This window comes from Rhodopseudomonas sp. P2A-2r (assembly GCF_026015985.1).
Taxonomy (GTDB): domain Bacteria; phylum Pseudomonadota; class Alphaproteobacteria; order Rhizobiales; family Xanthobacteraceae; genus Tardiphaga.
In genome coordinates this window covers 2,266,939-2,282,355 of the sequence record NZ_CP110389.1, presented here as the reverse complement: position 1 = coordinate 2,282,355, position 15,417 = coordinate 2,266,939, and the positions used below count along the sequence as shown (strand labels likewise).

Genomic DNA, 15,417 nt, shown 5'->3' with positions numbered 1-15,417 from the left:
CCGGCGCCACGACCGATCGCTGCTAAGTCGTTGACAGCACCGAGGTCACGAGCCGGTCCGCGTATGGGCCGGTGAGGCGGCGCAGCCCGAACACATATTGATAGAACAGCGTCCCGTAGATTCGGTCATACAGATCGCCGGCGGGTCCTGAAGCGCGAATGCTTCCCTGCTTCTGTCCGGATCGAATGATCGCGACGGCGGCTTTTCTGCGGATCGCGAGATAGCGCTCGGCGAATGGCTTTGCCGAACCGGTTCCGGCGATACATTCGGCGATGACCGCGAGCTGCACCCTGCCGAAATCGCTATTCAGCGCCGCAACGTAGGCTGCGGCGTGCGCCCTAATGCACGACAGCGCATCGCCCTTGTCGTGCAACGGGATCATGGACGCGGCCTGCCGCAGGAACGCGTCGATCAGCAGAGCCTCGCGGGACGGCCACCACTTGTAGATCGTCATCTTGGAAGCGCCGGAGTCGCGCGCCACCGCGTCGATGCTGGCAGCCGCGAGTCCGCTGGTCGCCATGATGCGGTAGGCGGCTTCCAGAATGACCTGCTCCGTCTCGATTGATCTGGGTCGGCCCTGGGACCTGGTGGCCACCTTGTTCACCCTGATTCTCCGACGTCGCTCGATGTCCCCGGAATATAAGAGCGAATGGGATACTGTTGGCGACCAAAGCACAACGGATTGTCAATGGTCGTCCATGTCGGCGTCAGCGTCCCGCGGCATAGCCCTGCATGCCGCGCGGGTTGGCGGCGGCGCGGCGGCGGCGGCCGATCTTGGAGGCGGCGGTGAGACGGCCTTCCGACCAGTCCGGTCCGGTCTCGACAACATGCCCCTTGGCCATGAGTGCTGCGATGGTCGCCGCCGGCACGCGGTTTTCCAGCACCAGCACGCCGGGCCGCGAGGTGCGCGGCCAGAACGAGATCGGGAAATGTTCGGAGTGCCAGGCCGGCGCGTCGATGGCTTCCTGCAGGTTCATTTTGGCATGCACGTGGCGCAGGAAGAACTGCGTATTCCACTGGTCCTGCTGGTCGCCACCCGGCGAACCCCAGGCCATGTAGGGCTCGCCATCGCGCAGCGCCATGGTCGGGCTCAGCGTCGTACGCGGCCGCTTGCCGGGCGCCAGTGCGGCGGGATGGCCTTCCTGCAGCCAGAACATCTGGGCGCGGCTGCCGAGGCCGAAGCCAAGCTCCGGGATCACCGGCGACGACTGCAGCCAGCCGCCGGATGGCGTGGCGGAAATCATATTGCCGTCCTTGTCAATGATATCGAAATGCACGGTGTCGCCGCGCACTTCGCCGAAGCGGCCGACGGTCGGCTCGCCAGCGCCCATGGCGCCGACCGCCTCGCGGCCACCCGCTTGCGTGCGCTGCGCGACCAGCGCACCAAAGCCTTCCACCGACCCCGGCCGGAATTCCAGCGATGCCCGGTCGGTGATCAGCTTGCGGCGCGCGTCGTTATATTCGTCGGACAGCAGCACCGCGATCGGGATCTCCGTGAAATCCGGATCGCCGTAGAACTTTTCGCGGTCGGCATAGGCGAGCTTCGCGGCCTCGATCTGCAGATGGATGAATTCCGGACCGGCGGGGTCGAGTCCGTCGAGTTCAAACCCCTTGAGCAGCGCCAGCTGCTGCAGCATCACCGGGCCCTGGCTCCAGACGCCCGGCTTGCACACGGTATAGCGGCCGTAATCATAGGTCAGCGGCGCCTCGATGGTCGGCAGCCAGCGCGCCATGTCGTCGGCGGTCAGCACGCCCTTGTGCCTGGAGCCGGTGACATCCATCACCTCCTGAGTCCGGCAGAAGCGATCGATGGCCTCGGCAACGAAGCCGCGCGACCATGCGGCGCGGGCCCGCTCGATCTGCGCATCGCGGTCGGAGCCCGCGCTTTCCGCCTCGTCGAGGATGCGCTGATAGGTGGCGGCCAGCGCCGGATTGGTGAACAAAGTACCGGGCACCGGCACTTTGTTGTCGGGCAGATACACCGCCGCCGAGGTCGGCCAGTGCGTGCGGAACAGCTCCTGCACCGTGGCGATGGTCGCCGCGGCGCGCTCCACCAGCGGATAGCCGTCGCGCGCGTAAGCGATTGCCGGCTCCAGCACGTCACGCAGGCGCAGCGTGCCGTAATCGCGCAGCAGCAGCATCCAGGATTCGAAGGTGCCGGGCACGCAGGCCGCAAGCAGGCCGGTGCCGGGCACCATGTCGAGGCCCTGGTCGCGGTAATGCGCAATGGTGGCGCCGGCTGGCGCCGGCCCCTGCCCGCAAATCACCTCGGTGCGGCCGCGCTTCATGTCATGAACGATGATCGGCACGTCGCCGCCGGGGCCGTTGAGATGTGGCTCCACCACCTGCAGGGTGAAGGCCGCGGCGACGCCGGCGTCGAAGGCATTGCCGCCCTTCTCCAGCGTCGCCATACCGACCGCCGTGGCGATCCAGTGCGTCGAGGTGACGACGCCGAAGGTGCCTTCGATCTCCGGGCGCGTGGTGAACGGATCGGGATTGATGTTGCTCATGGGCTTCAAATCTCTTTCGGCGACGAACCGCGATCACGCGGGTGTTTGAACACAGGATCAGGGCGCTGCCAACCGGCGCGCGCGTCAGGTTCCGACGCGCAGCGCGGCGCGCTGCTTGCGCAGCCAGGCAATGGCCGACAGCGCGGTGATGCGGCCGGTCTTGGGATTTTCCGAGGGGATGTTCTCGATGGTCATGGAAAAACTGGCGGAGTCCGCGGCGACCTCGACGCGGTGCACGTTGCGGGTCAGCGCCGGATCGGCCCAGATCTGCAGCGTGGTGCGATCGGCGCCGATGCCGGCCAGCGACAGCGCCACGGCGACGTTGAGATTGGCCGGGAAGCCCTTCGCCGCCTCGCGCGCAGTGCCGTCGAAGATCTTCAGCGGCTCGGTGATGCTCTCGATGTCGATATTGTTGGCGACGATGTAGGGCGCGCCGGCCAAGCCGCGCACCGGCTTGCGCGTCACCATGCGGACCGAGTGGATCTGGCCTTCCGCGGCAGCGGTCACCGCGTCGAGGCCGATCAGCGCCCCGGTCGGCACCACGATCTGGCCGCCATGCGCCTTCGCCAGCGCGATCAGGTCCTCGTTCTCCATCAGCGCGCCGGCGCTCAGCACCATCGCGGTCTTGCCGGCCCGCACGAACGGCGCGACGATGGCCCGCAGCAGGCTGCTCGGCGCGCATTCGATCACCATGTCGGCCACGTCGGCGAGGCCCTCGATGGGCAGCAGCGCCGGCTTGCTCGTAAGGCCCTCGATAAACGTCCGATGCTTGGCAGGATTCCGTACGGCGACGGCGACCAGCACCATGCCGTCGATGCCGCGGTCCAGCGCCTCCACCACCTTGGTGCCGATGGCGCCGAGGCCGGCGACGGCCACGCGCAGCTGCGGCCGTGTGGAGTTCAGGTCATTCGGCATCGCAGACGGTCACTTTCGAGGGCTCGGGTGTCGCAAGGTCGCGACCATGCCACGCCGATCCCCGCGCGGGAAGCGCATCCGGGACATGGCCCGGATGCGCGCCGCGTCAGCAGCTAGACCTCCAGCTTGTCGCCGCCCTTGAGGTCGAGCATCTCGCGGGCCTCGTCCGGGCTGGCCACTTCGAGACCGAGACCTTCGATGATCTTGCGGGCAAGCGTGACCTGCTCTGCATTGGACGACGCCATGCGGCCCGGCGCCGCCCACAGCGAGTCCTCGAGGCCAACGCGGACGTTGCCACCCATCGCCACGGCCATCGCCGCGATCGGCAGCTGGTTGCGGCCGGCGCCGAGCACCGACCAGACATACTGGTCGCCGAACAGCCGGTCGGCGGTGCGCTTCATGTGCAGCACGTCTTCCGGATGTGCGCCGGTGCCGCCCTGCAACCCGAACACCGTCTGGATGAACAGCGGTGCCTTCACCAGCCCCTGATCGAGGAAGTATTTCAGGTTGTAGAGATGCGCGGTGTCGTAGCATTCGAACTCGAAGCGCGTGCCTGACCCGGACAGGGTCGTCAGCACATATTCGATGTCCTGGAAGGTGTTGCGGAACACGATGTCCTTGTTCTGCAGGTGCTTCAGTTCCCAATCGTGCTCGAACTTGTTGAAGCGGTTGAGCATGCCGAAGAACGCAAAGTTCATCGAGCCCATGTTCAGCGACGCCACCTCCGGCTTGTAGACCGCGGCGGGACGCACGCGTTCGTCCACCGTCATGGTCGGCGCCCCGCCGGTGGTCAGGTTGATCACCGCATTGGTGCGCTGCTTGATGACCTTGAGGAACGGCGCGAACGCCTCCGGACTCTGGTCAGGCTGGCCAGTCTTCGGATTGCGCGCATGCAGATGCACGATGGCTGCGCCGGCCTCGGCGGCATCCACCGCGGCATCGGCGATTTCCTGCGGCGTCACCGGCAGCGCCTTGGACATCGACGGCGTGTGGATCGCGCCGGTGACGGCGCAGGTGATGATGACTTTACGGACCATGGTGGTGCTCTCTTTCTTGCTTGCAGTTTATCCGGTGTAGCTTGATCTGCTCCCTCTCCCCGCTTGCGGGGAGAGGGTCGGGGTGAGGGAGTCTCTACGATCTCATTTGTTGTGAGCCCCTCTCACCCGACTGGCTTCGCCAGTCGACCTCTCCCCGCAAGCGGCGAGAGGTAAATCCGCGCGCCGCGGCGCGCTCATTTCTGCTTCTTCTTGTGCGCGGCCAGCGCGGCGAGGCGTTCGTTGCGCTCGATCGTCAGCTTCGCGATACGTTCCTGCGTCGGCTGGTGCGGCCAGGCGGCGATGACGCGGTCGACGTTCGGACTCTCATAGACCTCCGGGCCGGCCGCGGTAGCTGCCAGTTCCTTGTAGAAGCCGGTGTAGCGCGCGCAGTAGTCCGGAATGCCGCCGGGCGCATTGAGCTCGATGGTCTCCAGCGGCCCGAGGAACGACCAGCGCAAGCCGAGGCCATCTTTCACTGTATGGTCGAGATCCTCTGCCGAGACATAACCCTCGCCGACCAGCCGGAAGGCTTCGGCCAGCAGCGCGCCCTGCAGGCGGTTGAGGATGAAACCGTTAATCTCCTTGTTGACCGTCACCGGCACCTGGCCGATCTCCTGATAGACCGCGCGGGCACGTGCGATGCTGTCCGACGATGTCCACGGCGCGCCGCAGATCTCGACCACCGGCACCAGGTGCGGCGGATTGACGGGGTGGCCGACCAGGCAGCGCGCACGCCCCGCCAGCATTTCAGTGAACCGCGATGCAACGATGGCCGAGGTCGACGACGCCAGCACGGCATCGGCAGGCGCGAGACGATCGAGTTCGGCGAAGATGGCGATCTTCTGATCGATGTTCTCCGGCCCGTTTTCCTGCACGAAGGCCACGCCCTTGAGCGCGTCCGCCAGCGTTGCAGCGACGCTGATCCGCGCCGCGGCACCATCGGGGTCGTCGGCCAGGCCGTGGCGCGCCAGCGCCTGCAACTCGTCGCGGATCAGGGCCGGCCCGGCGGCGAGCGTCGGGCCATGCGGGTCGGTCAGCCGTACCGTCCAGCCGGCGCGGGCAAAAATCGCCGCCCAGGCGCGGCCGATCAGGCCAACGCCGACAATGGCAACGTATCGTTCGCTTTCAGTCATGTCATCTCTCACAGCCAGAGCACCTTGCGGCGCAGATCGAGGTCGTCGCGCAGATCCGCCGAGGCGCCGCGATGGATTACACGGCCGCGCTCCAGCGCCACCGTGGTGTCGGACAAAGCCAGCGCCAGATCAAGATTATGGTCGACGATGATGATGGCGACTTCCTTGCGCAGCTGGTCGAAGGTCTCGAACAACTGCTCGACCACCGCCGGCGCGAGGCCCTCGAACGGCTCATCCAGCAGGAGCACCCGAACGTCGCCGGACAGCGCCCGCGCCACCGCGACCATCTGCTGCTCGCCGCCGGACAGATAGTCGGCCGGGCTGTCGAGCCGCTCGCGGATGCGCGGGAAATACTCGTAGATGCGCTCGCGGGTCCAGTGCACGCCGTTGCCGGTCTGCCGCTTCAGCCCGCCGAGTTCGAGATTCTGCTCCACGGTCATGCCGGCGAACAGAGCTCGGCCCTGCGGCACATAGCCGACGCCGAGCCGCGCTGTCTCCGCCGGGCTGAGACCGATCAACTGGTGGCCGGCGAGTTCGATGGAGCCATTGGCCGCCGGCGCGATGCCGATGAGGGTTTTGAGCAGCGTCGACTTGCCGGCGCCGTTGCGGCCAAGCAGCGCGATGATCTCGTTGTCGTGCAGCGTGAAGTTGACGTCGTTGAGAATGTGGCTCTTGCCATAGAACGTATCGACGTTGGTGGCGGTCAGCAGCGGCTTGACGCCGGCCGCAGTCTCGCGCGGCCTAGCGGCGACCGCCGTGTTGCCGGAACCGATATAAACCTCCTGCACCCGGGGACTGCCGCGTGCGTCCTCGACCGACCCGTCAAGCAGGACGCGGCCTTCGTTCATCACCGTAACATGATCGGCGAGTTGGAAGACGCGATCGATGTCGTGCTCGACCAGCAGCACCGGCAGGTCGGCGGAGATGCGCTTGATGATGGCGCCGATGCGCTCGCGCTCTGCGGCGGCCAGACCGGCCAGCGGCTCGTCGAGCAGCAGCACGCGAGGCGCGGTGGCCAGCGCCACGCCCATGTCGAGCAGCCTTTGCCCGCCATAGGACAGCGTGCCGGCCTCGGCGCCCTCGATGCCGGCGAGGCCGAGATAGCGGATCGTCGCATCCGTCTCATGATTGATCGCGGCGATGGACAGCGCGTTGGTCCAGGGATCGAAGCGGCGCGGATGCCTCGCCTGCACTGCCAGCCGGATGTTCTCGGCCACGCTGAGCGCGGGGAACAGGTTGGTGATCTGGAACGAGCGACCGATGCCGGCGCTGGCGATTTGTTCCGGGGCCCGGCCGGCGATCGGCCTGCCCAGCAGCGTCACCGCGCCCTCATCCGGCGTATACATGCCCGACAGCAGGTTGAACGCCGTGGTCTTACCGGCGCCGTTGGGGCCGATCAGCGCATGCAGGGTGCGGTCGGCGATGGCGATATCGACGCCCTGCACCGCCTTGATGCCGCCGAAGCTCTTGACGATGTGGCGCGCGGCCAGCACCGGCCCGTTGACCACGGAAGTCGGACGCAGGAAATCCGGCAGCGGCATGGCCTCGAGCCGGCGCGCCGACATGGCGGCGTCCTCGACCACCTTCCTGCGGAACGGCGCGATCAGCCGCTCGCCGATGCCTACCAGGCCGGTGGGCGAGAAGATGATGAAGGCGACGAAGACGAGGCCGAACCAGAACAGCCAGTTCTCCGTGTAAATGCCGAGAAATTCGCGGAAGAGAATGAAGAACAGCGCGCCCAGCGCCGGGCCGAGGAAGCTGCGCATGCCACCGATCACCACCATGGCCAGCAGGTCGCCGGAGAACGCCACCGAGATCGGATCGGCTGACGTCATGCGGTTCTTGTACAGCAGCAGGATGCCGGCGAGGCCGGTGATGGTCGTCGACAGCACGAAGGCGGCGAGCTTGTAGCGGTTGGTGGGATAGCCGAGGAAGCGCGCGCGCTGCTCGTTCTCGCGGATCGCCACCAGCACCGAGCCGACGGTGGAATTGTGGAACTTCCACAGCAGCGCCAGCACCAGCAGCGCGATCGCCGAAACGAACCAGTAGTAGGTGGTCGACGATTCCAGATCGAGGCCGAACAGCGCCGGGCGGGTGATGCCGCCCAGCCCGTTCTCGCCGCCGGTGACGTCGGTCCAGCGGAACGACACGCTATACAGCATCGCCGCCAGCGCCAAAGTGAGCAGCGAGAAATACACGCCGCGCCGGCGCAGGATCAGAAAGCCGAAGGCGGCGGCGACCACCGCGGTGATGGCAAGGCCGAGCAGCGTCGGACCGAAGAACGAGTCCGGCATCAGGTTGCGCTGGATCAGCGCCGCCGCATAGGCGGCGAGGCCGAACCATGCACCGTGGCCGAACGATACCAGGCCGGTATGACCGACCAGAATGTTGAGCGCCATGCAGGCCAGAGCGAACACCACCACTTCGGTGGCCGAGGTCATGGTGAGACCGAGCGCCAGCAGCACCGGCGGCAGCACCAGCAGGCCGATGGCGGCGATGACAAGCGGAATGGGCAGACGCTTCAACATCAGCACGGCCCTACTCGAACCGCATGATGCGTTCGCCGAACAGGCCACGTGGCCGGAACAGCAACACCAGCAGCATCAACAGATAGATCGCCGCGGTGGAGGCGGCGGAATAGCCGATGCCGACCATGACGCCCTTGACCAGCCCGACCAGCAGTGCCGCCAGCACCACGCCCCAGAACGAGCCGAGGCCGCCGATCACCACGACCACGAAGGCCGGGGTGATGATCTCCTGGCCCATGGCCGGATGGATCGAATAGATCGGCGCCAGCAGCACGCCGGCCAGCCCCGCAAGGCCGATGCCGAGCGCGGCGACCGCCGACATATAGGGCTGCAACGAGATTCCGAGCGCACCGACCATGTCGGGGTTCTGCACGCCGGCACGCACCACGCGGCCGAACGAGGTCTTCTGCAACAGCAGCCACAGACCAAGGATGCAGGCGGCGGCGATGCCGAGCAGCACCACGCGATAGAACGAATAGATGAAGCTGCCTATCGCTACCTGGCCGCGCAGCGCCTGCGGAATCGAATAGGACAATGGCGGCGCGCCAAAAATCATGCGCAGCGCCTGTTCGGCGACCATGGCGAGGCCGAAGGTCAGCAGCAGCGACAAGATCGGGTCGGAGCGATAGAACCGGCGGAACAGTGTGCGCTCGATCACGACGCCCAACAACGCCACCGCAACGGGGGCGGCGACGAAGGTGCCGCCGAAGCCGAGATACGGCGTCAGCACCAGCGTGAGGTAAGCGCCAATGGCATAAAACGCGCCGTGCGCCAGATTGACGATGCCACCGAGCGAGAAGATCAGCGACAGGCCAAGCGCGATCAGCAGGTAGTAAACACCGTCGAGCAGCCCGTTGAGGATTTGCTGCGCCAATAGCATGGCAGACATGGATTCGGTCCTCTTCACCCTCCCCTGGAGGGGAGGGTCGACGGGCAGCCGCGAAGCGGATGCGCGTCGGGGTGGGGTGATAGCGGCAGAGGCGGAGCGAAACACATCACCCCACCCCGCTGATGACGATGCTGCGCATCGTCATCAGCGACCCTCCCCTCAAGGGGAGGGTGAAGGAAGCTCAGCTCGGGAACTTGCAGCTGTTCTCCTCGGCAGTGGCGGCGATGACTTCGAGGTCTTCGTTCGGTCCGGGCACCGCCGGGCTGGAGGAAAAGATGTCCCACTGGTTCTTGATCTTGTCGGCGGGCAGCGCGGTCACCGCATACATCTCGTGCATCAATTGGTGATCGGACGCGCGGAAGTAGCCCGGCCGGGTTTTCAGCAGATCGAACTTGGCGCCCTTCTCGAAGTGCTCGATGATCTTCGGCGACTCCGCGGACTTCAGGTCGTTGATCGCCTGCACCACGATCTTGGTGGCGATGTAGTCGCCCCAGGCCTGATTCTCCGGCGGCTTGTTGTATTTCTTGGTGAAGGACGCGACGAACGCCTTGCTGCCGGGGGTGTCGAGCAGGTGATGCCAGACCACCGGCCAAGCGCCGACGAAGTTGCCCTTGCCGGCGGCCCAGGCCAAAGCGGTGTCGAAGCCGAAGCCGCCCACCGGGAAGGTCAGACCGAATTCCGCATATTGCTTGAGGAAGTTGGTGATCTGGTTGCCGGCGAGGTTGATCACCACGAGATCCGGCTTGGCCTCGCGGATCTTCAGCAGATAGGCGGAGAAGTCGGTGGCGTCGGTGGGCACCAGGTCGTCGCCCGCGAACTGCCCGCCATTGGCTTCCATGAAGCGTTTTGACACTTTCAGCAGATCGTGGCCGAAAGCATAGTCCGCCGTCAGCGAGTACCACTTCTTGCCCTTGACCAGCCCGTCTTTCAGGAACGAGCGACCGACCGTCTTCACATACATGGAGTTCTGCGACTCCACATGGAACATGTAGCGTTGGCAGTCCTTGCCGCGCAGCGCGTCGGAATTGCCGCCGGTGTTGATGAACAGCGTCTTGTTGCGCGACGCGACCTGCGCGATCGTCAGGCACGACGCCGACGAAATCTCGCCGATGATACAGGCGACCTTGTCGCGCTCGATCATGCGCTCGGCCTTGGTCGATGCGGTCTGCGGGTTGACCGAGTCCTCCTTCAGCAGTTCGACCTTGCGGCCCATCATGCCGCCCGCGGCATTGATCTCCTCCACGGCGAGATCGATGGCCATCACGCCATACTCGCCCAATGGCCCGAGAAAGCCGGTGCGCGGGGTGAGATGGCCGATGCGGATCACGTCGGAGGTCTGTGCCGACAGGATCGACGGCGCCGAGAGGCCGGATACCAGCGCCATGCCGCCGGCAGCCTTGAGCAGCCGGCGACGCGTGAAATCGTTGATGTTGGACATATGTTTCGTCTCCCTGATACGGCCGCGCCTGGCGGCAGCTCCTCTCCGGTCATGCGCCGCCCTCTTCTGCTGTGAGGACTTATGTCGCTTGCCGTGATCTGTGATCACAGTTAGACTGGCAAAACTCGCGGGCCTTGTCGAGTCCCCGCTGACGATTTGCCGAAAACGGAGCATCCGCGTTGAACCGACCCGCTGCGCTGACCCTGGTCGAGCCGCTCGACCGCCAGACCCTCGGGGAGCGCGCCTACGCCCAACTGGCCGAGCTGCTGATTTCCGGCCGGCTGGCACCGGGCGAGAAGCTGTCGCTGCGGACCGCGGCTGACGTGCTCGGCGTGTCGATCATGCCCGTGCGCGAGGCGGTGTCGCGGCTGGTCGCCGACAAGGCGCTGGAGGTGGCCGCGAACCGCGCCGTGCGCGTCCCCGTGATGTCATCCGGCCAGTTCCGCGACCTGACCAAAGTGCGTATCGCCATCGAAGGCTATGCGGCGGCAGAGGCGGCGCAGCATCGCAGCGACGATGATGTCCTCGCCATCGCGGCCTCCGAGGCCGCCATGCGCGCCGAAAGCGAAGTGGCCACGCCGGATCTGCCGCGCGCGGTGGAGTTCAACAAGAATTTTCATTTCGACGTCTACGGCGCCGCGCATTCGCCCGTGGTGCTGGAGATCATCCGTGCGCTGTGGCTCAAGGCCGGTCCGGTGATCAACCTGGATCTGCGCGGCAATCCCGATCGTCTCGCCAAGGGCGAGGCTATCCGCTTTCACGCCAACGTGCTGCGCGCCATCAGGGTCGGCGACGCTGACGCCGCGCGGGCCGGCATCGCAGCAGACATCAACGGCGCTGCCGACTTCATCCTGTCGCGGGGCGGCCTCGCAGACTGACCATTTCGATCAACCATTCGGAGCCACCATGGATCTCGCCATCAAGGGTTTACGCGTTCTCGTCACCGCCGGCGCCAACGGCATTGGTCTGGCCATCGCCCGCGCCTTCGCAAGCGAAGGCGCCAGGGTGCACGTCTGCGACGTCGATCAGACCGCGCTGGCCACGCTTGCCAAAAGCGATCCCGCCATCACGCAGACGCCGTGCGACGTCTCCAACCGCGCGGCCGTGAAGACACTGTTCGCCGACGCGCTGGCAAAGCTCGGCGGTCTCGACGTGCTCGTTAACAATGCCGGCGTCGCCGGGCCGACGTCGAAGGTCGAGGACATAAACCCGGAGGACTGGGATCGCTGCCTCGACATCTGCCTCACCGGCCAGTTCAACTGCACGCAACACGCAGTGCCCGAACTCAAAAGAGTAGCAACGCCTCGATCGTCAATCTGTCGTCGGCCGCAGGCCGCGTCGGCTTCGCCATGCGCGCGCCCTATGCGGCGGCGAAATGGGGCGTCATCGGCTTCACGAAATCGCTGTCGATCGAGCTTGGCCCCAACAACATCCGCGTCAACGCCATCCTGCCCGGCCTCGTCGCCGGCGACCGCCAGCGTCGCGTGCTCGAGGCCAAGGCGCAGCAGCGCGGCATTTCCTTCGCCGAGATGGAGAAGACGGCGTTCTCCTACACCTCCATCAAGGACTACGTCACGCCCGAGCAGATCGCCGATCAGATCCTGTTCATGTGCAGCCCGCGCGGCAAAACCATCTCGGGCCAGGCGATCTCGATCTGCGGCGATACGCAGATGCTCGGATAGTTCGATACCTCACGTCGCTCCGCGCAGGATATCCAGCGTCTTTTGGTCAGCCCGGCCGGCGTAGTACCGGGCGATGGCGTCGCGAAAGACCGCATTGTCCTCGGCGACTGCGGCGAACAGCGTCATCGACGAGCAAAACTTCACGTCATCCGGTGAACCGAGGATGGCGTGAATGGAGCGGTCCTGGACGGCCAGCACCAGCTCCGTGCACTCTTTCAGTCGCAGGCCAAGGGCGGGGTGCCGAAGATAGGCGACCGCCTCGTCACGCGAGGCGATCGCGTATTTCTGCGCCATGGCGCTGTGCCCGAGCCCGGCGATCTGCGGGAAGATGAACCACATCCAGTGGCTGCGCTTCGCGCCTGCCTGCAATTCATCACGGACGCGGTCGTAGACTGGATCTTGCGCGGTGACGAAACGCTGCAGGTCGTGGGGATCGGGTGAGCCGGATGGCATTGCATGCATCCTCTTGAAGAGCTTGGTCAGACCACCTTGCCGAACACCGCGCCGATGCCGGCCGTCAGCGCCATGGCGAAGGCGCCCCAGAACGCCACCCGCAGCGTCGGTTTCAGCAGGCCGGCGCCGCCGGCCCGCGCGCCGATCGCACCCAGCAGCGACAGGAACAGCAGCGATCCCACAGCGACGACTGGGATCACATGCGCCGTTGGCGCAACAAGGACCAGCAGCAGTGGTGCCGCTGCGCCGACGGTGAAGGTAGCAGCCGAAGCCATCGCCGCCTGCACCGGACGCGCGGTGGTGGCCGCGGAGATGCCGAGTTCGTCGCGTGCATGGGCGCCCAGCGCATCCTTGACCATCAACTGCCGGGCCACCTCGCGTGCCAGCCCGACCTCGACGCCGCGCACCACATAGGCCTGCGCAAGTTCTTCGGTCTCGGCGGCCGGATCGGCGGCGAGTTCTCGCGATTCCCGCGCGAGATCGGCATGCTCGGTGTCGGATTGCGAACTGACGGAGACATATTCCCCGGCGGCCATGGACATGGCGCCGGCCACCAGGCCAGCCACGCCGGTGAGCAGGATATCGCTCTGCGCCGCGGAGGCGGAGGCCACGCCGAGGATCAGGCTAGCCGTCGAGATGATCCCGTCATTGGCACCGAGCACCGCTGCCCGCAGCCAGCCCACGCGCGACACCAGGTGGCTTTCTTTGTGCAGGCGGCTCATGCTCACTCTTTCGGATCGGGGTTTCAATGAAAACCTAGGGGTCGCGACGGCAACGACCACGCCGCGACACTACGCGCATATCGTTGCGTCAGCAGAATGAATTTGCCTCAGCGCGGTTCGTTATCCTGCAGCACGCGTAGAGCATTGAGGATCACCGCGACGTCGATGACCTCCTGCAACAGCGCGCCCTGCACCGGCGTGAGATGGCCGAACGCCGCCGCGATCATCCCGGCGATGGACAGGCCGATGCCGGCATAGACGCTTTCCAGCGCGATGAACCGCGCGCGACGCGCGATCCGGATCGCCGGCACCACGCGGTCGAGATGGTCGACCAGCAGCACCACGTCGGCGGCTTCAGCCGACGCCGCCGCACCTCGCGCGCCCATCGCCAGCCCGATATCCGCCGCGGCCAGCGCCGGCGCATCGTTGACGCCGTCGCCGACCATCATCACCGGGCCGTTCTTGCGTTCGGACAGGACCACCATGACCTTCTGGTCGGGTGTCAGTTCGGATCGCACCGCATCGATGGACAGGCCGGCGGTGATCGCATCCGCAACCGCGCGGCGATCGCCCGTCGCCAGCACGATACGTTCGATGCCTAGCTTGCGCAGGTCGCCGAGCAGCGCTTCGGTGCCGGCGCGTAATTCATCGGCCAGCACGATTTCACCGGCCAGTTCGCCGTCGATGGCCACAGCGACCCGCACGGCGCCCGGCGTCTTCGAGCGTTCCAGTTGGGCGCCGCTGCCGACGGCGATGCGCGAGGCGACGAAGGCCACACCGCCGACCACCGCCGGTCGTCCCCAAACATTGCCCTCGATTCCTTCACCGGCAGTTTCCAGCGTACCGGTCGGCACGGCCAACTGCAGCTCACGCGCCTGCGCCTCGGCGACGACAGTCTGGGCGATAATGTGGTGGGACATCTGATCCAGCGATGCACCGATGCGGATAATCTCGTCGGCCGAGAAATCCGGCATCGCATGCACCGAGACGACCCTGGCGCGGCCGTCGGTCAGTGTGCCGGTCTTGTCGATCACCAGCGCGCGAATGCGCGCCAGCGTCTCCAGCGCCTTGCCGCCCTTGATCAGGATGCCGTGCTTCGCCGCGCGCGACAGGCCGGAGACGATCGCCACCGGCACCGCGAGAATGAGCGGACATGGCGTGGCGACCACCAGCACGGCAACGGCACGGATCGGATCGCCGGTCCACAGCCAGGCGCCGCCGGCAATCACCACCGTTACACCGAGAAACACCATGGAAAACCGATCGGCAAGCCGCGACATCGGCGCCTTGGAGCGCTGCGCTGCCTCCACCAGCCGCACGATGCCCGCATAGGTGCTCTCGGCAGCGCGACGCAGCGCCACGAGATCGAAGGCCTCGCCGACATTGGTCGATCCGCTCAGCACGGCCTCCGTAACCTTGCGCTGAACCGGGATAGCCTCGCCGGTCAAAGCCGACTGATCGAGCACGGCCGTGCCCAGCGCCACCGTGCCATCGACGGGAATGACGTCGCCCCGGCGCATCAGCAGGCGATCGCCGGACATGACGAGCTCAAGGCCGATTTCCTCGAGCTGGCCCTCACGGTGCCGCATGGTGGTGCGCGGCACCCGCGCCAGCAGCGCCGTCATCTCGCGGCGCGCGTGGCGCTCGGCAAAGCCTTCAAGATACTGGCCGCCGGCATACATCAGCGCCACCACCGCGGCGGCGAGTTCCTCACCGAACAGCAGCGCAGCACTCATCGATAATGCGGCGACAATGTCGAGACCGACCTCGCCGCGGCGCAGACTCACGACGATGTCGACCAGCAGCGTCAGCAGAACCGGAACGGTGGACACCGCCCATACAACGGGAACCCATAGCTCGAAGCCCCAGAACCGCAATGCAAAGCCGGCGGCAATCCCCAAGGCAGGAAAAGCTATCAGCCAGGGGCGAATGGAGAAGCTGGAGAACATGGTGATCGTCGTCCATCAAGACGTTGCGGCACTCACCTTGACTGCGCCACGCACCACCATTTCCCTTTGATATATATCAACTGCTGCAACAAACGGATCAGATCACCGGCAAGCCAACGCCCGCCCTCTCTTCCGGAGACACGCGACGTGCGATTACTGCC

Annotated in this window: 12 protein-coding genes and 1 pseudogene; 2 read left to right on the top strand and 11 right to left on the bottom strand. The window is 66.0% G+C overall.

Annotation, left to right across the window (positions count from 1 at the left end; all coding sequences use genetic code 11):
• Positions 1 to 22 precede the first annotated feature (22 nt).
• From ONR75_RS10660 to ONR75_RS10625, 8 genes are all read right to left on the bottom strand, one after another.
• Positions 23 to 595, bottom strand: coding sequence for a TetR/AcrR family transcriptional regulator (locus tag ONR75_RS10660; protein ID WP_265082557.1), 573 nt, complete (start codon positions 593 to 595; stop codon positions 23 to 25).
• Positions 596 to 707: 112 nt separating this feature from the next.
• Entirely contained in the window at positions 708 to 2,510 is a 1,803-nt protein-coding gene (locus ONR75_RS10655; protein WP_265082556.1) for a gamma-glutamyltransferase family protein, read from the bottom strand.
• A gap of 84 nt (positions 2,511 to 2,594) precedes the next feature.
• Positions 2,595 to 3,425, bottom strand: coding sequence for an aspartate dehydrogenase (locus ONR75_RS10650; RefSeq protein WP_265082555.1), 831 nt, complete (start codon positions 3,423 to 3,425; stop codon positions 2,595 to 2,597).
• A gap of 113 nt (positions 3,426 to 3,538) precedes the next feature.
• The gene (locus tag ONR75_RS10645) at positions 3,539 to 4,462 is read right to left on the bottom strand and encodes a 3-keto-5-aminohexanoate cleavage protein (protein ID WP_265082554.1); all 924 of its coding nucleotides are present in this window, start codon (positions 4,460 to 4,462) and stop codon (positions 3,539 to 3,541) included.
• 194 nt (positions 4,463 to 4,656) lie between these two features.
• Positions 4,657 to 5,595: a 3-hydroxyacyl-CoA dehydrogenase gene (locus tag ONR75_RS10640; protein WP_265082553.1), complete on the bottom strand. Its 939-nt coding sequence runs from the start codon at positions 5,593 to 5,595 to the stop codon at positions 4,657 to 4,659.
• Between the two features lie 8 nt (positions 5,596 to 5,603).
• Positions 5,604 to 8,123, bottom strand: coding sequence for a branched-chain amino acid ABC transporter ATP-binding protein/permease (locus ONR75_RS10635; RefSeq protein ID WP_265083616.1), 2,520 nt, complete (start codon positions 8,121 to 8,123; stop codon positions 5,604 to 5,606).
• Between the two features lie 10 nt (positions 8,124 to 8,133).
• A complete protein-coding gene (locus ONR75_RS10630; protein ID WP_265082552.1) occupies positions 8,134 to 9,012 on the bottom strand; it encodes a branched-chain amino acid ABC transporter permease in 879 nt (292 codons plus the stop codon).
• A 181-nt stretch (positions 9,013 to 9,193) separates the two neighbouring features.
• Positions 9,194 to 10,450: an ABC transporter substrate-binding protein gene (locus tag ONR75_RS10625; RefSeq protein WP_265082551.1), complete on the bottom strand. Its 1,257-nt coding sequence runs from the start codon at positions 10,448 to 10,450 to the stop codon at positions 9,194 to 9,196.
• 179 nt (positions 10,451 to 10,629) lie between these two features.
• Between ONR75_RS10625 and ONR75_RS10620 the strand changes: the two genes are divergently transcribed.
• Both ONR75_RS10620 and ONR75_RS10615 read left to right on the top strand, forming a co-directional pair.
• Positions 10,630 to 11,328 (top strand): GntR family transcriptional regulator, encoded by a 699-nt coding sequence (locus tag ONR75_RS10620; RefSeq protein ID WP_265082550.1) that lies wholly within the window; start codon positions 10,630 to 10,632, stop codon positions 11,326 to 11,328.
• A gap of 28 nt (positions 11,329 to 11,356) precedes the next feature.
• Positions 11,357 to 12,132, top strand: a pseudogene (locus ONR75_RS10615) (SDR family oxidoreductase).
• A gap of 9 nt (positions 12,133 to 12,141) precedes the next feature.
• On the opposite strand, the gene ONR75_RS10610 reads toward ONR75_RS10615, so the two are convergent.
• The 3 genes from ONR75_RS10610 to ONR75_RS10600 all read right to left on the bottom strand — a co-directional run bounded on the left by ONR75_RS10610 (position 12,142) and on the right by ONR75_RS10600 (position 15,256).
• Positions 12,142 to 12,585 (bottom strand): DUF1810 domain-containing protein, encoded by a 444-nt coding sequence (locus ONR75_RS10610; protein WP_265082549.1) that lies wholly within the window; start codon positions 12,583 to 12,585, stop codon positions 12,142 to 12,144.
• A gap of 26 nt (positions 12,586 to 12,611) precedes the next feature.
• Entirely contained in the window at positions 12,612 to 13,307 is a 696-nt protein-coding gene (locus ONR75_RS10605) for a VIT family protein (protein ID WP_265082548.1), read from the bottom strand.
• 107 nt (positions 13,308 to 13,414) lie between these two features.
• Complete coding sequence (locus ONR75_RS10600; RefSeq protein WP_265082547.1) at positions 13,415 to 15,256, bottom strand: heavy metal translocating P-type ATPase; 1,842 nt, start codon at positions 15,254 to 15,256, stop codon at positions 13,415 to 13,417.
• Positions 15,257 to 15,417 lie beyond the last annotated feature (161 nt).